Annotated in this window: 17 protein-coding genes, 4 tRNA genes and 2 pseudogenes; 13 read left to right on the top strand and 10 right to left on the bottom strand. The window is 41.9% G+C overall.

Features of this window, described 5'->3' with window-relative positions; all coding sequences use genetic code 11:
- The first annotated feature begins 19 nt into the window (after positions 1-19).
- The 3 genes from ybeY to ACWM1W_RS02425 all read left to right on the top strand — a co-directional run bounded on the left by ybeY (position 20) and on the right by ACWM1W_RS02425 (position 1,453).
- Positions 20-502, top strand: coding sequence for an rRNA maturation RNase YbeY (gene ybeY / locus ACWM1W_RS02435; protein ID WP_034171613.1), 483 nt, complete (start codon positions 20-22; stop codon positions 500-502).
- A gap of 92 nt (positions 503-594) precedes the next feature.
- Positions 595-831, top strand: a complete 237-nt coding sequence (locus ACWM1W_RS02430) for an antibiotic biosynthesis monooxygenase family protein (RefSeq protein WP_052209109.1) — start codon at positions 595-597, stop codon at positions 829-831.
- A gap of 220 nt (positions 832-1,051) precedes the next feature.
- Positions 1,052-1,453: a hypothetical protein gene (locus ACWM1W_RS02425; RefSeq protein ID WP_034171612.1), complete on the top strand. Its 402-nt coding sequence runs from the start codon at positions 1,052-1,054 to the stop codon at positions 1,451-1,453.
- Here ACWM1W_RS02425 and ACWM1W_RS02420 read toward each other — a convergent pair.
- Positions 1,450-2,307 (bottom strand): energy transducer TonB, encoded by an 858-nt coding sequence (locus ACWM1W_RS02420; protein ID WP_171248485.1) that lies wholly within the window; start codon positions 2,305-2,307, stop codon positions 1,450-1,452. The genes ACWM1W_RS02425 and ACWM1W_RS02420 overlap by 4 nt on opposite strands.
- Positions 2,308-2,569: 262 nt before the next feature.
- Here ACWM1W_RS02420 and ACWM1W_RS02415 point away from each other — a divergent pair, with 262 nt between their 5' ends.
- The 4 genes and pseudogenes from ACWM1W_RS02415 to ACWM1W_RS02400 form a co-directional block, all read left to right on the top strand.
- Entirely contained in the window at positions 2,570-3,256 is a 687-nt protein-coding gene (locus tag ACWM1W_RS02415; protein ID WP_034171610.1) for a hypothetical protein, read from the top strand.
- A gap of 207 nt (positions 3,257-3,463) precedes the next feature.
- On the top strand, positions 3,464-4,123 hold the full coding sequence (locus tag ACWM1W_RS02410; protein ID WP_373686180.1) for a DUF3108 domain-containing protein: 660 nt from the start codon (positions 3,464-3,466) through the stop codon (positions 4,121-4,123).
- Positions 4,124-4,214: 91 nt separating this feature from the next.
- Positions 4,215-4,790, top strand: a complete 576-nt coding sequence (locus ACWM1W_RS02405; protein ID WP_005233791.1) for a xanthine phosphoribosyltransferase — start codon at positions 4,215-4,217, stop codon at positions 4,788-4,790.
- 395 nt (positions 4,791-5,185) lie between these two features.
- Positions 5,186-5,539: pseudogene (locus tag ACWM1W_RS02400) on the top strand (hypothetical protein); the annotation flags it as partial.
- Positions 5,540-5,725: 186 nt separating this feature from the next.
- Here the strand turns inward: ACWM1W_RS02400 and wrbA are convergent.
- Complete coding sequence (gene wrbA / locus ACWM1W_RS02395; protein ID WP_005233787.1) at positions 5,726-6,322, bottom strand: NAD(P)H:quinone oxidoreductase; 597 nt, start codon at positions 6,320-6,322, stop codon at positions 5,726-5,728.
- 113 nt (positions 6,323-6,435) lie between these two features.
- Here wrbA and ACWM1W_RS02390 point away from each other — a divergent pair, with 113 nt between their 5' ends.
- On the top strand, positions 6,436-7,683 hold the full coding sequence (locus ACWM1W_RS02390) for a YihY family inner membrane protein (RefSeq protein ID WP_034171607.1): 1,248 nt from the start codon (positions 6,436-6,438) through the stop codon (positions 7,681-7,683).
- A gap of 127 nt (positions 7,684-7,810) precedes the next feature.
- Here ACWM1W_RS02390 and ACWM1W_RS02385 read toward each other — a convergent pair whose 3' ends face one another.
- The 3 genes from ACWM1W_RS02385 to ACWM1W_RS02375 all read right to left on the bottom strand — a co-directional run bounded on the left by ACWM1W_RS02385 (position 7,811) and on the right by ACWM1W_RS02375 (position 10,176).
- The gene (locus ACWM1W_RS02385) at positions 7,811-8,749 is read right to left on the bottom strand and encodes a DMT family transporter (RefSeq protein ID WP_034171606.1); all 939 of its coding nucleotides are present in this window, start codon (positions 8,747-8,749) and stop codon (positions 7,811-7,813) included.
- Positions 8,750-9,010: 261 nt separating this feature from the next.
- Complete coding sequence (locus tag ACWM1W_RS02380) at positions 9,011-9,652, bottom strand: fumarylacetoacetate hydrolase family protein (protein ID WP_312309041.1); 642 nt, start codon at positions 9,650-9,652, stop codon at positions 9,011-9,013.
- Positions 9,653-9,678: 26 nt separating this feature from the next.
- Complete coding sequence (locus tag ACWM1W_RS02375; RefSeq protein WP_125279712.1) at positions 9,679-10,176, bottom strand: YcxB family protein; 498 nt, start codon at positions 10,174-10,176, stop codon at positions 9,679-9,681.
- Positions 10,177-10,336: 160 nt separating this feature from the next.
- Here ACWM1W_RS02375 and ACWM1W_RS02370 point away from each other — a divergent pair, with 160 nt between their 5' ends.
- On the top strand, positions 10,337-11,638 hold the full coding sequence (locus ACWM1W_RS02370) for an SRPBCC family protein (protein ID WP_375725875.1): 1,302 nt from the start codon (positions 10,337-10,339) through the stop codon (positions 11,636-11,638).
- A 101-nt stretch (positions 11,639-11,739) separates the two neighbouring features.
- Here ACWM1W_RS02370 and ACWM1W_RS02365 read toward each other — a convergent pair.
- The 5 genes and pseudogenes from ACWM1W_RS02365 to ACWM1W_RS02345 form a co-directional block, all read right to left on the bottom strand.
- Positions 11,740-11,816, bottom strand: a tRNA-Arg gene (locus tag ACWM1W_RS02365).
- A gap of 230 nt (positions 11,817-12,046) precedes the next feature.
- A pseudogene (locus ACWM1W_RS02360) lies at positions 12,047-12,652 on the bottom strand (dihydrofolate reductase family protein).
- A 117-nt stretch (positions 12,653-12,769) separates the two neighbouring features.
- A tRNA-Arg gene (locus ACWM1W_RS02355) sits at positions 12,770-12,846 on the bottom strand.
- A 49-nt stretch (positions 12,847-12,895) separates the two neighbouring features.
- Positions 12,896-12,972 (bottom strand) — tRNA-Arg (locus ACWM1W_RS02350).
- A 13-nt stretch (positions 12,973-12,985) separates the two neighbouring features.
- Positions 12,986-13,075 (bottom strand) — tRNA-Ser (locus ACWM1W_RS02345).
- Positions 13,076-13,335: 260 nt separating this feature from the next.
- Between ACWM1W_RS02345 and rnr the strand changes: the two genes are divergently transcribed.
- The 4 genes from rnr (at position 13,336) to ACWM1W_RS02325 (ending at position 18,819) form a co-directional block, all read left to right on the top strand.
- A complete protein-coding gene (gene rnr / locus ACWM1W_RS02340; RefSeq protein ID WP_375725876.1) occupies positions 13,336-15,783 on the top strand; it encodes a ribonuclease R in 2,448 nt (815 codons plus the stop codon).
- A gap of 381 nt (positions 15,784-16,164) precedes the next feature.
- Positions 16,165-16,443: a hypothetical protein gene (locus ACWM1W_RS02335; RefSeq protein WP_375725877.1), complete on the top strand. Its 279-nt coding sequence runs from the start codon at positions 16,165-16,167 to the stop codon at positions 16,441-16,443.
- Between the two features lie 83 nt (positions 16,444-16,526).
- The gene (locus tag ACWM1W_RS02330; protein WP_375725878.1) at positions 16,527-18,566 is read left to right on the top strand and encodes a M3 family metallopeptidase; all 2,040 of its coding nucleotides are present in this window, start codon (positions 16,527-16,529) and stop codon (positions 18,564-18,566) included.
- Positions 18,567-18,606: 40 nt separating this feature from the next.
- A complete protein-coding gene (locus tag ACWM1W_RS02325; protein ID WP_171064841.1) occupies positions 18,607-18,819 on the top strand; it encodes a YheV family putative zinc ribbon protein in 213 nt (70 codons plus the stop codon).
- Positions 18,820-18,825: the final 6 nt, after the last annotated feature.

Raw genomic sequence — 18,825 nt, 5'->3', positions numbered from 1 at the left:
TAATTTTTAAGGATTCACGTTGAAACTTAGTCTCTCCCTGCAACAGGACTTTCAGTCACCAGAACTGGTGCTGAAACGTGCCTATATTAAAAAAGTTGTAGAAACCACTTTGCGCCATATCGGTACCCAAAGTGATTGTGAAATTGGCATTGCCTGTGTCGATAATGACGAAAGTCATAAACTCAATCTGGAATATCGCGGCAAGGATAAACCGACCAATGTCCTGTCTTTTCCAAGTGAACTTCCAGATGAAATGGCACAGGTTCTGGATGCTTTCCCGATCGGTGATCTGGTGATTTGTATTCCAGTAGTGCTGCGTGAAGCTGCTGAACAGGACAAAGCTCCATTGATCCATTTCACCCATATGCTGGTACATGGCACTTTGCATCTGATGGGTTATGACCATGAAACGTCAGAGGAAGATGCTGAAGAAATGGAAGGCATTGAAATCGAGATTCTGGATAAACTGGGTATTGCTAATCCCTATCTGGAAAGAGATTAAAATTCAACAATTAAAAAGCGGGCCAAGGCTCGCTTTTTTCATTTTATTCACTTCATAATAAGCTCAATTTAAGAAATAAAATAAAAACCACTATGCAATATGTCGTGATTTTCAAAGCGCAAATTAAAGAATTAGATCAGTATTATTTTGAAACAGCCCAGCGAATGAGAGAAAGAGCCCTTTCACAATTTCAGTGCCAGTATTTTGAAGCCTTAACCGAAGGTACTCAGGAAATTGCGCTTTCTTACTGGAACAGTCTTCATGATATTCGCGCCTGGCATGCAGATGCTGAACATCAGGCTGCTCAAGAGCTAGGGAAAAATAGCTGATATACATATTTCAGCATGGAAGTCTGTGAAGTTTTACGGCGCTATGATGTACATTTAAATTAAATACTCATCGATCCTTATTTATTTTTTTCTTGATCTGTTCTTAGATACAGAGTTTTAAAAAATATCTGCTTACGCATTCATGATTTCTTCCAGAAATCCATAAGCACATAATGAACTTTAACGAAGAACTGTGCTTCAAAAATTTTAGGAGAACGTAATGAAAAGATTGTTCTCGACTGCATTACTTATTTTCTCTCCCTGGCTGTGTTCACTACTTTATGCCCACTCAATTCCCATGTGCCCAAAAATTAAATTTCAACAGAACCAAAGCTCATGGTCAGGCCATTATTATTTGAATGGAGTTATGGAATTAGGTTCGGAGTTGCTTCTGCAAGCAGATGGTACCTTTAAATGGTATCTGGCCTATGGTGCTCTGGATCAATTTGCCGAAGGAACATGGTGGCAGAATAAAGAATGCATTGGCTTAAAAGCAGATCCAAAGTACCAAGACTTAATGATATTTCCCAAATATCTAGCCATAGATGAAAACCATTTAAATGTAGTCTGGGACGATGGAACTCAGCAAGGTAGTTATATACAGGCGAAGCGCCCGGATTAACGCACCTCAAACTCCGCTTCAGCCGGATCAAAACGCCAGGTTCGAATGATTCGTAACTCGGAAATATCCGACATCTTGGCATCAAATGCTCCGAACGGTGCTGCCTTGCGTACTGAAGATTTTGCAGCTTCATCTAGCAAGCTATGCCCTGAACTGTCAATTAAGCGAATTGCACGGATTCCGCCGTTCTGGTTTAAGATCACCATCAAACGCACCTCTCCTGCCAGATTCTGCTGTTTGGCCGCGTCTGGATAATAGCGGTTACCATAGAACTCCACTTTTTGACGGAATTTTTCCAGATAAGCAGCAGAGACATCCTGTTTGGACTGGATACCATCTACGGTTTTAATTTTTTGCTGACGACTGAAGTTTTGTTGTCGTTGCAGATATTGGGCTTCAAGACTGGCTACCATAGCGGCTTTGGCCTGAAACTGACTTTGTAACTGTTCCTGCATTTTTTTGCGCTGATTTTCTTCTGCCTGTTTTTGCCAGCTTAAAGTCGTCATCAGTACTTTTTCTTCAAAGCTTAATTCGCGCTGCTGTTGCAACATGTCCGGACTTTCTTGCTGCTCTTCTCCGGTCTTTTGCTCCATCAACGGTGCAGGCATATCGCTCGACATACGATGTACTTCACGAAATTTACCTGAACCTTGCTGGTCAGTTTGAGCCAGAAAATCTGCATGCTCAATTTTTTCATCAGTTTGACGAATACTGACTGCAATTTCTTTAGTCATGCTCTCCTGATCTTGTGGCATACCAAATTTCAGCGTGAGAAAAATCACATGCAAAATAACAGCTACAAATACGGCGCTATTAAAAATTGGATCTTTCCACCAGGCTTTGACCAGAGGCATTAATATCATGGTTGATCTCATCGCTACGAACCCAGACTTGAGTTCATCCCTCAAACAGCATTTTTAAAAATTAAAAAATAAACAGCTTTGCATTTTTCTTTTAAAAATGCCAAACCTATCAAATCTTCAACGTTACATAACTAAAACCCTAAAAATGGTGCTATTTATTTTGCTAAACTGCAAGCTGAAACTCTTGTATTTTTTATACAATTCGACAAGATACACTTCGAATTAAAACATATAGTTGCCAGGATGCTTAAAGATGCAAACGCTAATTTCCAATATTTCTAATAAACTTCGCCAGGCGTATCAAAAGGCGGAAGGATTTATTGAGGATGAACGCGAATTCCCTTTGTCTCAAGTTTTCCTGAATGCGACATTTCAACGTTTTGTCACTGACAATGTTTCCATGCTGAAAGATCTGCATGCCGATCTGCATGATGACTGGTTACGACTCTATGCCACGCTGGACTATAAAGGTCTGAACGTGACCTTATCGGTTGATTTAAAACTGGTGCAAATGGAGCTGAATAAGAATACGCAGCTCATCGTATTTGAACAGATCAGTGATACCCAGTTGATCGAAGCCAAATACCCAAATGTCTTTTATAAACTAGGGGTACGATTTGCCCTGTTTTTCTATCAGCGCGTGCTGAATAAGGATCCTCTTGGCATGATTCTGGAAAAACTCGGCGTCATTAAAGTAAAAGATGATTTATTGCATCTGGATCTGAATCGCTGGTTAAGTAAAAACCGCTCGGTGATTGAGACACTTGGTAAGGTTCATGTGAACCATGCAGTACTTCGTGAAGCTGAACTGGTCGTGATCGGTAATGTGAATCTTGCAGCCCTGTTCAGAAAGCTTTCTCAGGAAAAAGAAGAGAAATGGGATGAAGACGACATGGATGACAATAAAGTTACACCGATCAAACAGAAAGAACCGACTTAAACTGTGTGTAATTCAATACCTAAACAAATACGCCAGCAACTACATGAAATATACATTTTTATTGAAAATCTCCCTTCATTTTCCACATTTTGACCAAATAATAAAAAGTGGAAAGTGATCAATTTTATCTGAAATTACACAGGACAATTTGTTATGGCGAAAACTGTATTCAAAACTTTAGGTGTGACTGCAGGCTTGACTACCGCAATGGTACTTACTGGTTTATCCACCCAGACCTTCGCCATGGCGCCTTTCCAAGCCAATTATCAGTTTAGCTACAATGGAAAAAATATGGGTTCTGCTACCCGTACCTTGAGCAAATCTGGTAATAACTGGACCTATGTTTTTGCAGCTAAAGCAGGTGGTGTAGCTTCAGCAACTGAAACCAGCCGTTTCACTTTTAATAATGGCAAGATTGGTTCAAGCAGTTTCAGCCGTACCAGTAAGATTCTGGTGCATAGCAACACCATGAGTATTAACTTTAATCCTTCTAGCAAAACGATCAGTACCAAGAAGGATGATGAAAAACGTTCTTTTGCCTGGAGAGCAGATGTACTGGATGAGCTAAATGCTGAATTGCAGATTCGTGAAGACCTGAAAAATGGTGGATTAAAATCGAATTACTACATTGCTGATGCCAAAGAGGTGGAAGGCCGTAAATTCGTCAAACAAGGTACAGAAACGGTAAGCACCAAATATGGTTCATTTAGTACCATTAAAGTAGTGATTAAGCACAACAAACCAGGCCGTGAAACTACTTTCTGGTTAGCACCGAAACTGGACTACTTACCAGTTAAAGTATCGCATGTCGATAAGAAAACCTCTTACGGTTTACTGCTGACCGGCTATAACGGTAAAACGAACTAAGGTTTTTTTGGTGAATTTCGCTTGATTTTTTTTGGGTGCTTTTTACAATACGCTTTTGCTTTAAAAAGCACCTGCTCTTGAGGATTCTCCCGTGCACGCACTAGAACAGAAAATCTTAGCCGAAGGTATCGTTCTATCTGAAGAAGTTTTGAAAGTTGACTCTTTCTTAAATCACCAAATTGATCCAATCATGATGCAGCAAATTGGTCAGGAATTTGCGCGTCTGTTTAAAGATGCTGGTATTACCAAAATTATTACCATTGAAGCATCGGGTATTGCACCTGCAGTCATGGCAGGCTTAGAGCTTGGTGTTCCAGTGATTTTTGCACGTAAATACCAGTCTCTCACTTTAAAAGATGATTTATACCGTTCTAAAGTATTTTCATTTACCAAACAGACTGAAAGCACGATTGCCATTTCAAACAAACACATCAGCTCAACTGATAAAGTTTTAGTAATCGATGACTTCCTGGCAAATGGTCAGGCAGCACTTGGTCTTGCTGACTTGATTCATCAGGCGAATGCTGAAGTGGTAGGGATCGGAATTGTGATTGAAAAATCATTCCAGCCAGGCCGTGACCTGTTACTTGAAAAAGGTTACCGCGTTGAATCATTAGCGCGTGTGAAATCTTTGGCAAATGGTACTGTCGAATTTGTTCGCGATTAAGTTTACAAATGAATATTTTAAAGGGTGCTTCGGCACTCTTCTTTATTGGATTTTTTTAATTTCGGTTAGCTAAGAACAAATATAATCTACCTTAGATTCATCACCCTTTAGACAAAAAATGCCCGCCTAAACCCATAAAAAAGTGCATTGATACCTTAACCCTACATATTAATCGTCTTATCCAGCAAAAAATTATAAAAGTGGAAAATGCATGTATTTACAACTCAGCTAAACTTCTCTGAATAAAATTCCACTAGAATCAAATTGGTATGGAATGTTCCTGACTTCAATATTCAGAACCGACATACTGTTAAGCCGGATGTGTTGGATAGCTACTGGTCTAAGTAAGATCCCATGTCACACATTTGCTTAAAATGAATAAATACTAATCGCTGATGGAAAATCCTATGCAATGTCCTAAATGTGGTTCAACGGAAATTGAGCTACGTGATCACGAAAAGAATTTGAAAAAAATTGGTGGTATTTTAATGACCTCAGCCGGTGCCACGGCCGGTACAGTGGGTGGCGCAGCCTCTGGCGCTTCAATTGGCGCTGCCATTGGTACAGTCGCAGGTCCTTTAGGGGTAATTGTAGGCGGCACGGTTGGAACCTTCGTAGGCGCAATCAGCGTAGGCATTACTGGGGGCGTGGTCGGAAACTTCTTAGGTAAAAAAGCAGGCGTTTCAGTAGATCGTAATCTGTTTCTGGATTATCAGTGTCTGAATTGCAAACACAGATTCAGTCAAAAAGATCAAAAAGATCAAAAAGATCAAAAAGATCAAAAAGATCAAAAAGATCAAAAAGATCAAAAAGATCAAAAAGATCAAAAAGATCAAAAAGATCAAAAAGATCAAAAAGATCAAAAAGATCAAAAAGAAGATTAATAAAATCAAGGAAATGAAGCTGATTCTTCATTTCCTTTTTTAATTAATTTCTTAAGCCTGATAGAGTTTTAAAGCAACTTCGGCCAGACGTTTACCCTGTACTTCACACAAAATTTTCTCATCCTGGCTTAAGCCTTGGTCATGTCGTGGGCCACTAACATGACTTGCGCCATAAGGCGTGCCACCACTTTTAGTATTAGACAAAGCTGGTGTCGCATTGCTTAATCCCATGATCATCATGCCATGATGAAACAATGGCGGTAGCATCGTCAGTAAAGTACTTTCCTGTCCGCCATGCATTGAGCCTGACGCGGTAAAAACACAGGCTGGCTTACCATGCAAAGCACCATTCAGCCATAAGCTGGTGGTCTGGTCCCAAAAGTATTTCATTTCTGAAGCCATATTTCCAAACCGGGTAGGTGAACCTAATGCCAAAGCTGAACACTGGGCAAGATCATCTAAAGTACAGTAGATATCGCCTTCTGCCGGAATACTCGGTTCTGCTTCTTTCACCACCGTCGCAATATTCGGAACAGTACGAATTTTTACAGCCATCCCTGCTGCTTCAACACCATTCGCAATCAGATGTGCCATTTCTTTGGTTGAGCCATATTTGCTGTAATATAAAACAAGGACATAAGGTTGCATAAAGTTCTTATTCATTACTTAAAAAAATAAAACTATACGGTATTTCGCAACTTTTTTGGGTAAGCTGAAGAATGAAAATTCATGATGAATAAAAAAATTGAGATTGAAAGCGCATGATCGTTGAATATTTAAAGAAGTTACCTTTTTATGAAAAACACTGGTTTCAATTTATTTTATTTGTACTACGGCGTTTTGAGGCTGACCGGTGTCGTGAGCAGGCAGGTTCACTGACCTATACCACCCTGTTTGCGGTAGTCCCGATGCTGACCGTTTTTTTGGTCATTATCTCCTCAATCAAAGCATTGGAACCGGCAAGACAACAGCTCCAACAGCTGATTTATAGTAACTTTTTACCTAAAACGACCATCGCTTTCGATAAAGCGCTCAATGCCTTCACGGAGAAGTCCAGCAATTTAACTATTATCGGTATTCTTTTCTTATTCATCACCACAGTACTGATGCTCAGTAGCATCGAAACGGTCTTTAACCGGATCTGGCGTGTGACTGAAACCCGCGGTGGCATTATCGGTTTTATGCGTTACTGGACCATAATTTCACTTGGTCCAATTTTGCTGGGCAGCGCCTTTGTGATTTCTTCTACTTTGGCCTCCATGAATATTCTCAGTAATAACTTTGCCGGTTATGAACTGGATGGCGCCTTTATTCTCTCGGTAATTTCCTTTTCTCTGACCGTGCTTGGCTTTTTTATTCTGAACTGGACTATTCCTAATCGAAGTGTACCGCTCAAGTCTGCTTTAATTGCCGGCCTGTTTAGTGCCATCGTATTTGAGCTATTAAAAAACCTGTTTGGCTTTTTGATGTCAAACTTTACCAGTTATGAAATTGTTTACGGCGCTTTCGCAGCAGTTCCTATTTTCCTGCTCTGGATTTACCTGTCCTGGATTATTGTATTGTTGGGCGTGGAAATCAGTTATGCCCTGACTGCATTCGAATCTGGACAGGACAATAAGCGTCATCCTATTGTCATGTTGCTGGATCTATTAGAACTATTTTATAAAAAGCAGAAAACTGGTGAAAGTGTCAGCGAAGCCCAGGCACTAGAAGTTTTAGGACGGGATGAAATTGGACGCTGGCCAAGCTATGTCAGCATGTTTGAAAAACAGAATCTGATTAAACGCACGGATGATAATGAATATGTGCTGGTACGCGATCTAGATCAGGTCAGCTTCTGGAATTTTTATCTACAGCTTCCTTATCCATTGCCGCGCAAACAGCATCTGACTGCTGTACATACCGATGATTTCTGGATGCAAAAATTCTCACCCAAACTGAATGAAACTGATCAATTTCTGGAAGAAAAACTCAATTTTCCATTATCAGAACTGTTCCGCAGTAAATAAATTCAATCCTCTCTTTTGAGAGGATTTTTTTAAGTAGATTGATTTGATTTTCAGCGGATAATCATCCTTGCTTTCATTAAAGCTATAATCCAAAAACCAGGTGTCGTCATTTTCATTGACCGGGTTTTTATATAGAGGTTTGAGTCTTGATCTGAGGCTCAGGCTTCTTTAACCATCCTTGTAAACTCACCAGAATCACGCCTAGCATTACCATACAAGTACCAACAATAAAGTTGATCTCAATATGCTCATTTAGAATCAATACGCCAAACAGCATGCCAAATACTGGTGTTAAAAAGGAAAACACCCCTAAACGTGAAGCCAGGTAGTGTTTTAGCATCCAGAACCAGATCAGATAACTGGCAAAGGAAATCACCACCGTATGAAAAATCAGGCTGGAAATCGACAAAGTTGTCCATTGAATACTGGCTTGCCCAGTCAAAAAGGACAAAGGCAACAACACCATACCAGCGATCAGCAATTGATAGAATAAAGTTTGGGTTGCAGGCGCTTCAGCCAGCCGGCTAAGACGCACACTTACGGTCGTGGCTGCCCAGAATACACCAGCCAGTAATGCCAGAAAATCCCCCCATAAGGCATGAGATTGTAAAGCAGATCCTGTCTGCGGGCGCAGCAGGAAACTCACCACAATACCACTAAAGGCAAGAAAAATTCCTCCCCATTGCACATGAGACAAACGTTCCGCCGGCAGTTTCCAATGCAAGCCTAAAGCCACAAAAATCGGTGCAGTATAGAGCAAGACAATGGTATGCGAAGCTGAGGTATAACGCAGTGCCTCACCCACCAGATAAAATTCAGCGGCAAACAGCACACCCACCAGTAAACCCGCAGACAAGTATCGTGCACTCCAAAGCTGACGGCGCACACTCTGCTGAATTAAAGGGTAAACCATAAATACAGATAAGGCTGAACGTAATGCAATTTGCATCAGGGCAGAAATATCACTGGCCGCCCATTTCAGCACGACCTGCTGCAAACCCCACAACATACATAGTACAAACATAATGGCAGATGCTTTGACATCTAGTGCCTGACGATGATTCAAAAAATATAGTCCTGTTCTCGATTTGAGCCGCTACATACTAAAAATGTTAGAAGTAGAAGATATACTTCAAAACAGATCAATGAGGGGGTGATTCAGTTAAGAATGGGGATGCATAAAAAACGATTTAGACACTACCCAATCTATATCTAGAAACCGAATGGCAACCGCGTCTGATCAATTTGATAAATTATCCCTTGCTCATTACACTTTTCTAAGCAAAATAAAGGAGCCCTTCGGCTCCTTGATCTCAAAAATCCGGTCTTACTTTACAAATGTCGTCCAGACATAATCCTGATTTTGGCCTTTTAGGGTCATTTTCAATTGATCACCCGATTGCAAGGCAGCCACCCCTGCTGGTGTACCGGTCATGACCACATCGCCTTCTTCAAGTGTAAATACTTGACTAATGTCTGCCAATAAAGTTGCAATATCAAAAATCAATAAAGCTGTATCGCCTTTTTGACGCAGCTCATCATTGATCTCCAGCGTATAGTGCACATCTTTCCAGTCAGCAATCACATCGCCTACTGACACCCAGTCAGCAAGTATACAAGAACCATCAAAAGCTTTGGCCCGTTCCCAAGGTTGACCTTTTTTCTTCAGGTCATCCTGCAGATCACGTAAGGTCAGATCCAGACCTAAAGTCACAGCGCCAATTGCCTGCAAAACTTTGGCAGGATCATTTTCCTTGCTTAAGGTACGGTCAATACGCAAACTTAGTTCACACTCATAATGACAGTTACCCCAGTCCGGATTCCATTCAATACCAGCATCCAGTGATGTCAAAGCACTCGGTGGCTTGATAAACAGTACAGGACGATCAGGTACCGCATTTCCAAGCTCTTTGGCATGGTCAGCATAACTGCGACCGACACAAACAATTTTCGATGGACGTATACTCATGATCTCTTTCCTGTTCTTGATCTGTCTTATTTCTTGAAGGTATTTTCGAAAATGCTTTGCTCAGTACCATCTTTAAAGGCACGTTTTGGCACAATCACCACTGTACGGTTTTTCAGTTCCAGCATATAGGTCAGCTTGCCGATGGCAAAACTTTGTACTTCATTATAATGCACGACCTTGCTACGCCCGTTATTGAAAATTTCTGCATAGTCCTGAAACAGGTCAATGCCCTGTTCACTTTTTCCAAACTGATATTTCACAAACTGGCGCTTAAACATCATCGGCAGGAACCAGTAGCGCATGATGCCCTGCAGAATCAGGAAGAAGGCACCCAAAGCCACATAATAACGACCAACCCCATTCAGGCCCATTGAAAAGCCCCAGATAATAATCCCGATGCTGACCAAAGGCGTCAGAAAGCGTGAAATTTGTTTTTTGCCAAAAGTGGCCAGGGCAAATCCATCCTGAGATTCTTCTAGAGTGAGATAATAACGGGTGGATAAAGTCGGTGCTGACTCAGTCATAGCATTACATCAAAAATATAAAATCCTGACCCATACTATATCAAAATATGCTTAAAACTCATGGCTTATGCTATCAATTACATAACTTTGCTTTGGAAATAACTAAATTTAGTTTTAAATAAATCCTCATTAAAACAAAAAACACACAATAGGATATTGGATGAAAGGATTGATCCCCTATTTGCTGATGAGTAGCACCTTATTTGCAATCTCACCGGCTTTCGCAAAAATAACGCCATGGACCCCTAATCTGCCAAGCAGTCTTGATGTATTTCAAGGCAATTCTCAGCAACTGGCCGAACTCACTGGCGAGCGTATCCTGATTTATGCGCATCCCGCCGGCAAAACCCATCTACCGACTTTTAAAACAGCTTCTAGTAGCAAATCCCAGTTTTACAGTGCGGCTGTAGTCTTGTCTGCATCCGAAGCACAAGTCGAAAAATTACTACAACAATATTCAAATTATGTCGACCTGTTTCCGACTTTAAAATCCGCCAAAGTAATTGAACAGCAAGGGAGCATTCAACAAGTCAAATATCAGGTGCATATTCCTACCCCAATCCCAGTCTTAAACTTTAAAGAAACTGTGGTGATGCAGCATCATCTGGAAAATAACAGTATCAGCACACTAATTCTGGATGCGCCAATTCCCTATGGGGCCGGAAAGCTGGAATGGTTTGCACTGGGTTCCAATAAAACCTTAGTGACAGTGACGCAATGGGGCGATCTAAACCAGCCACAAGGTTTTCTGTTTAGCAAGATTCTAAATGCCCTGCCGGAAGCCAAACTCGGCATTCCTGCCGGTACCAATGCCTTTCTGCTTGAAGCCTTACAGCAGCGTTTTAAAAATCCTGCAGCCCTAGCTTTAAATACGGCAGTACCCCAAGTTCAGCTCAGCAATCAGCAGACTCAGAAAATTGCCCAGCTTAGTCAAAAATCAGGACAACCTGTCAGCTTTATTTTGCCCAATTATCAGGTTAAGGCGGTTAAAAGTTCAGAAAATTTAAGATTCAGTACCACCTATCAATATTTCTCGCATCCGACTGAGAAGCTGCAGCCCTGGTTATCGGCTCAGGCCAGCCAGAAACTCTTTCGACGACAAATCAAAAAAGTGGAACTGAATCCAGTCAACCCGCAAAGTATTGATGCTAAATACAAGGTATCAGTCGGCTTGGGCGTCATTCAGATTCCCTTTAATTTTAAAATGCGTCTTGAACAGCCAAATACCTTACAAAACCAGTTCTATGCCAATGGCGGAGATTTAAAATTTGTACGAGGTGGAATGAAGCTTTTGCCTCAATCTCAGGGAACGCTATTCCAGATTACCAGTTCCATGAAAATTCATGATCAGGCGCCTTTTTTACTGAAAGCCATGCGCAGCCTTCCCTATCATGACATGTTGCCTGCTGTTGGTGGCAATACCGTCTACGCCTTGAAGATACAGCAGAAATTGAAATTTTAAGTTTATTTCTAATTATTGGTTTTTTATATGAAAAATTAAAAAAATACAGACGTAAAAAAACCGCACCAATGTGCGGTTTTTTCAGAATTCTTTATCAAGATTGGTGCGCTCAGAGAGATTCGAACTCCCGACCCCTTAGTTCGTAGCCAAGTGCTCTATCCAGCTGAGCTATGAGCGCGACGTCTTGATGAGGTGCATTATATAGAATTTTCAGCACTTGTTAAGTGTTTTTTAATAAAATCATAACCGAACGTACAGTAATTAAACGATACTGCAATATTTCAGTTTTTTTGATGAAAATTCCTGCGGATTTAGAGTTAAAAACAATAACTCAGACTTGGCAAATTCTAGAATCGACCAAATTGATTTTTAATTGCCTCATATTCATTTGTTCACAGCCTAATGGAGCTACTCCCCAACCAGACCAGTTTTAACCTCGCCTGCCCACTGATAACAGCTCAATACCACGCCATTTGAGGTAACTTGATGATCTGTCAGTGCAAATGCTGCTGGCATAGAGTCTTCAGCAAATAGACGTTTTCCTTTGCCCAATATTACAGGAAAGGTCATTAGATAGAGTTCATCCACAAGATCATGCTTAAAAAGTGCCTGTGCCACTGCGGCACTGCCATACACCCGGATATTTCCCTCCCCTGAAGCCTTCAGGTTAACGATTTCATCAATACTTTTTAGAAAGATCGTATTTTGCCAGTCCGAGTGATCCAAACTGGTGGATAGCACATATTTATTTACTTCATTAATTCCTGGCCAGTCTTCAGCATGCTTCGGCCAGTAAGGTCCAAAAATCTGAAAGGTATTCTTACCAATCAAAATATCGGTAGACTACATCCATTTTTGCATGATGTGATCAAATGCTGAATCGGGTTCAGCACTAAAATACGGCGCCACCCAGCCACCATATTGAAAGCCACCCGATGTATCTTCTTCCGGACCGCCGGGTGCCTGCATTACACCGTCTAGAGTCAGAAATTCCTGGACAATGATTTTTCTCATCACGCTGCCCTTATTATTATTGAGTCATCTAGGATTTATTTTTAGCATGTGTTTGAGGCGGATTCTGTAAATTTTAGGCACAAAAAAACCGCAACATGTGCGGTTCATTGTTCAAGTTGGTGCGCTCAGAGAGATTCGAACTCCCGACCCCTTAGTTCGTAGCCAAGTGCTCTATCCAGCTGAGCTATGAGCGCGTAACTTGTGTCGTCTTTATTAGACTACGTTATTTTCCGGTTTACTTATTGGTGCGCTCAGAGAGATTCGAACTCCCGACCCCTTAGTTCGTAGCCAAGTGCTCTATCCAGCTGAGCTATGAGCGCGACATAAGTAAAGTGGCGGTGAGAGAGGGATTCGAACCCTCGATACAGTTACCCGTATGCGTCCTTAGCAGGGACGTGGTTTCAGCCACTCACCCATCTCACCGTAACGTGCCGCCATAATACAAATTTCGGCATAGCACTGCAAGCACAGCTTGAAAAAAAACTGCATATTTTTGCTCGTTTAAATACTTTTTAAACAATTTCCCTGTTTTTAGTCATTTAAGTCCTGAAAAACCCGATAATTTTCCAGTTATCTAAAATTAGCCAAAAATCGAAAACTTAAACAGATTATTGCAATCATTTACGTGCAGTCTGCACTAACATGACTTATGCTAAACCTATCTCCAAGGACACTTTAAAGATATGATGAAAAATTGGGTCGATCCTGAAGCAAAAGCTGAAGCCGAACGTTATGACAACCCTATTCCAAGCCGTACCCTGATTCTCGAAACTATAGAAGAAAAAACTGCCCTGTCCCATGCCGACCTGGTGGAATATTTTGAAATTGCCGATCAAAAAAGTATTGATGCTCTGAGCCATCGTCTGATTGCGATGGTACGTGACGGGCAATTGATGAAAGACGGTTACAAGTTCCAGATTGCGGCGGAACAGCCTGAGCATGAAGCAACGGTATATATCAACTCCAAGGGAAGCGGCACAGCCAATATTTCAGGTGAAGATGACCTGCTTTTACCTGAGCGTGAATTGCGTCAGGTCTTTAACGGTGACCGTGTCAAAGTCCGCCAGACCTCAGTAGACCGCAAAGGCAAGGCTTGGGGCTTTATTACCGAGGTCTTGCAGCACCGCGTCAAACAGATCATTGGTAAAGTGTCTGAATATGAAGGTGAATACTTTGTTCAGCCAGCCAATCCAAATGCACATCAGCCTATTACTCTAGAAAAAGAGCTGATCGAGCATGCCAAGGTCAAAGTCGGCGATTCGATCCGCGTGGCGATTGATACCTACCCAACCAAAGAAGAATTTGCGACTGGTCATATTGTGCAGTCGATGGCAGACAAAGCCGATACCGAAATCATCATTCCACAGACGATTCTGGAATATGGCCTGCCATATGAATTCCCGGAAGAAGTCTTGAAAGAAGCGGAAAGTTTTAAAGAGCCTTCTGCCAAAGACCGTGACGGCCGTGTCGATCTACGTGATTTAGCGCTTGTCACTATTGATGGTGAAGATGCACGTGACTTTGATGATGCAGTCTATGCAGAAAAACGTCCGGGCGGTGGCTATCGTGTGGTCGTTGCAATTGCTGATGTGAGTCATTATGTACGTCCGGGTAAACCATTGGATGATGAAGCTCAAGAACGTGGAACATCCGTGTATTTCCCACACTTCGTTTTACCAATGTTGCCTGAAGCACTCTCTAATGGCCTGTGTTCATTAAATCCGAATGTCGATCGTCTGTGCATGGTCTGTGACCTGAAACTGTCACGTGCTGGCCGAGTGACCGGGTATGAATTCTATCCTTCGGTGATGCATTCCAAAGCACGTCTGACTTATGACCAGGTCGCGAAGTATTTTGAAGGTGACAGTACAGCGATTACTGAAGATCGTAGTGTACGTAAATCACTGAATACACTGTTCCAGTTGTATCAGATTCTAAAAGGCTTACGTGCTGAACGTAATGCAATGGAATTCGAAACCATTGAAACCTATATGACTTTCGATGAGCTGGGTGGTATTAATGAAATTCTGCCACGTACCCGTAATGATGCGCATAAGCTGATTGAAGAATGTATGTTGCTGGCCAACGTTGCAGCAGCTGAATATGCATTGGAAAATGAAATACCGATGCTGTACCGGGTGCATCAACCACCTGAGTTTTCGCGTATCCAGAAAGTTCGTGATTTCGTGAAACTGCTGGGTCTGCCATTCCCGGAACAGCCAACCCAGGCCGATTATCAGGCAGTCATTGAAGCGACCAAAGACCGGATTGATGCGCCAAGTATTCATGCCGTATTATTACGCTCCATGATGCAGGCCTATTACGGTGCCGACAATGCTGGTCATTTTGGTCTAGCTTATGAAGCGTATACGCACTTCACCTCTCCAATTCGCCGTTACCCAGATCTGTTATTACATCGTGCTATCAAAGCCCATCTGAGTAAAAAGCCATATCCAATTTCAGGTGCCTCTTTAGATGATGCCGGTGAGCATTTCTCAGCAACAGAACGCCGTGCTGATGAAGCCTCCCGCTCTGTAACGACCTGGCTGAAATGTCACTATATGCAGCAGCATTTAGGTGAAGAGTTTGTTGGCATTATCAGTGCAACGGCTGAATTTGGTTTATTTGTCACGCTGAAAGACCTCTATGTCGATGGTATGGTGCATGTCAGCCAGTTGGGCGATGACTTCTTTGTCTTTGATCAAAGCAGCCAGAGTCTGGTCGGCCAGAACCGTGGTCAGATCTTTGGTTTGGGCGATGAAGTGAAGATCAAGGTCGCTGGAGTCAATCTGGAAGAACGTAAAATTGACTTTGAACTGATCCAGCAACTGACTCATGCGGGTCGTCCAATTCGCGCCCGTGCTCCACGTGTCGCAGAAAAAAAACCTGCACCACGTCTGGAAGCAAAAGAGGAAGTCTTCAATAATCATGAGCGTACGCAAAAAGCCCAGCCCAGTGATGATGGAGAACAGCCCATACGACGCAAAAAAGACAAATTCAAGCCCAGTTCCTACAGTAAAAAACCTGCTAAAAAATCTGCAGGAAAGTCTGAAGCAAAGGTTAAAGATAAAGTAAAGAAAAAAGCCAAGATCAAAAAGAAAAAGTCGAATGCAAAAGCCAAGACTGAATAATGTTTGATGATCATAAAAAGAGCGCTACAGCGCTCTTTTTATTTTATAATTCAGTTAAATAAAGATTAAAAAAATATCATGCTTATTGCATCAAATAATAAACAACATTTGCATATCTATGCGATTCTGATTTTTACAATTTTGATCTTCAGTGACTTTTTTGCACTCAAGTATTTTAATTTCGTAGCAACACCACTTATGAATTATTTTGCATTGATTATAAGCTGTGTCATATGTATTGGAATATTGTTGTATTTTTTAAGACTCAAACAGCATGGTTTATGGTTTCCACCTTATCATTGGCGTAATTTCAGAAAGCGCCCCAAATTTTATAGTCTTTTTATCTTTCCTTCGGTCATGATCTCAGCACTTTGGATTAATTTGACCACGTATCCACCCTATCTTTATACGAAGCTAAAAGGCGAAACTAACAGTATTTCAATTACTACTCAGGCTGTGAAATTCAAAGGTGTTCGAAATCATATCTCCCATTCCTTTGATACAGAATATAGACATTTACCAGTTATGGAGTTATCTGCTTCTGAGTTTCTGCTTTATCAAAATAAATCCGTTGAACTACAGTTTAAGCTTACAACAAGTACTTTGGGCAGCATTGTGCATGAGATTGAACGAATCAAGATCCAGCCTAAAATCGAATAATTAATACCGTCGTATGCTTGATTTCCCTGCCAATAAGCCCTACATCTAGATTTAACATAGGAAATGACTTCGGCAGAAACGACATGACATTAGAAAAAGCAACTTTACCCGTTCCACAATTCGATCAGATTACGCTGGCAGACCTTAAGCAAAAAATTGAAAACTGCATTCAGCAAGGTTTGCAATTTCTAAATGAACTGACCCAGACACCTGATACTGTCCAGGAACAACTTGCGGTCCTAAAACAGGTTGATACGCTAGAAAATAATATGAGCGAGTCCTGGGGCGTTTTGTCGCATCTGAACGCAGTCATGAATAATAGTGAAACCCGTGATGTCTATCAGGCATTATTACCGGGTCTAAGTGATTACTATACCCAGCTAGGTCAGCATACGGCCCTGTATCAAACCTATCAACATGTACAGGATGCACCAGTTTTTAATGAATTACCGGAAGCTCAGCAAAGTGCAATTAAACTGGCGCTACGTGACTTTAAATTGTCAGGCGTAGCACTAGAGGGTGAAGCAAAAAAACGCTATGCAGAAATTTCTGCACGTTTATCACAACTTTCCTCAGATTTCTCCAATCATGTACTGGATGCAACTCAAGCCTATTTCAGACCGCTTAAGGAAGAAGAATTAGCGGGGCTGTCTGAAAGTAATATTGAACTGTTAAAACAATATGGCCAGCAACGTGAACTGGATCAGCCGGTTGCTACATTAGACTTCCCGTCTTATCTAGCAATTATGACTCATGCCGAAGATCGTGGCCTGCGTGAAGAACTCTATAAAGCCTATACCACGCGCGCGTCAGATCAGTCCGAACAGACTGAATTTGACAATACTGCCATCATGGAAGAGATCCTGAAACTACGTCAGGAAATGGCAGCGCTATTAGGCTTTAATAACTATGCCGAATATTCACTGGCCAGCAAAATGGCACCAAATGTCGAAGCTGTGGATGAATTCCTGCGTGATCTGGCAGAACATGCCCGTGCGCCTGCTGAACAGGAAGTGGCTGAACTGAAAGCCATCGCTGCTGAAGATGGTATTACTGACTTAAAACCTTGGGACAGCAGTTACTATTCTGAAAAGCTGAAAATGCAGCAGTTTAATCTGTCTCAGGAATCGCTGAAACCCTATTTCCCGGCTCCAAAAATCTTGCAAGGTCTGTTCAGTATCCTGAAACGTTTATATGACATTCAGGTAGTTGAACGTGAAGCGCCAGTCTGGCATCCAGATGTACGTTATTTTGAACTGGAAGACCAAGGCGAAGTGATTGGCGGTTTCTATTTTGACCTCTATGCGCGTCAGGGCAAACGTGGCGGTGCCTGGATGAGCGGCTTCCGGTCACGCATGCAAACCGCTGAGGGTCTGCAAAAACCGATCTGTTATATGGTGGCAAACTTTACTCCACCAGTCGGTAACCGCCCTGCACTACTGACTCATGATGAAGTGATTACCCTGTTCCATGAGTTTGGTCACGGTCTGCATCATATGCTGACAGAAGTGGACAATATTGCTGTGGCTGGTACACACGGCGTGGATTGGGATGCTGTTGAGCTACCAAGCCAATTTATGGAATTCTGGGCTTGGGATCAGGACAGTTTAAACCTGCTTAGCGAACATATCGAAACCAAGGAAGTCTTACCTGCTCACTTGTTAAAAGCCTTACTGGATGCCCGTTTCTTCCAGTCCGGTATGCAAACTTTGCGTCAGCTGGAATTTGCTTTATTCGACCTGAGCATTCATCGTGCCAATCCGGCATTGAATGCTGAACAGATTCAGGCAACCTTGAACGAGATTCGTGAAAAATACGCCGTTTTACCCACTACACCATATAACCGGTTCCAGCACAGCTTCAGTCATATCTTCGCGGGTGGATATTCAGCGGGCTATTATTCTTATAAATGGGCAGAAGTTTTGGCCAGTGATGCCTTCGATCGCTTCGAAGAAGAAGGAATTTTTAACACTGAAACCGGAAAGCAGTTTAGACAAAAAATTCTAGCAGTTGGCGGAAAAGATACAGCACTTGACGCATTTATCAATTTCCGCGGACGCGAGCCAAAAATAGATGCTTTGTTACGTCATCAAGGTTGGACGAACCGCTCTAAAAACGCTTAAACTACGTTTTTAAGTAAATCACAGGGTGAGTATGATGGCTATCAAACGTCGTTTCATTGCAGGCGCAAAATGTCCTAAATGTCAGGCGTTAGATCGGATCGTTATGCTGACCTCTGGTGAAGCTGAATGGATTGAATGTATCGAATGTGGGTATGAAGAAAACCGTCCTACCCATATCGAGGAACCTGAGTCACCAGCCGTTCCGGATGAAATTGGTGTGATTCAGTTTAAACCCCGTCAGCCAAAAGAATAATTTCGG

It is taken from the genome of Acinetobacter sp. TW_SC_4, from assembly GCF_054861205.1.
This window is presented reverse-complemented; position numbering and strand designations above follow the sequence as displayed.